The organism is Motilimonas sp. 1_MG-2023 (assembly GCF_030547455.1).
Lineage (GTDB): Bacteria > Pseudomonadota > Gammaproteobacteria > Enterobacterales > CBDFNC01 > Motilimonas.
This window is the reverse complement of the sequence record NZ_JAUOPX010000195.1, coordinates 1-255: the sequence shown is the minus strand read 5'-3', so window position 1 is coordinate 255 and position 255 is coordinate 1. Positions and strand designations below refer to the sequence as shown.

Here is a 255-nt window from a genome sequence, read left to right as displayed (position 1 = left end):
GAGATATCAGCGTCAACAAGTTGGCATAAACCTTCCTTATGCAACGACAGACTGATAAAAACATGATTAAAAGCGCTCACAAAAGACAAACACGGCAGTCCCAGACATGCGCGCTCCCAGCTACTGGTTCCGCATGCACCGATTGCCAAGTCGGCATTCAGCATTAAGCTTGCCATATTGGTGGCATCATTAATTAAGATGATGTTGCGATTATGTTGCTGCGCAATGGCCAATTCTACATGATTTAAATAGGGC

General features: G+C 44.7%; 1 protein-coding gene. It reads right to left on the bottom strand.

Going from position 1 to position 255, the window contains the following annotated elements; all coding sequences use genetic code 11:
- Positions 1 to 255: DUF354 domain-containing protein (locus tag Q4519_RS21925; protein WP_303516081.1), on the bottom strand; the 255-nt coding region annotated here is incomplete at both ends.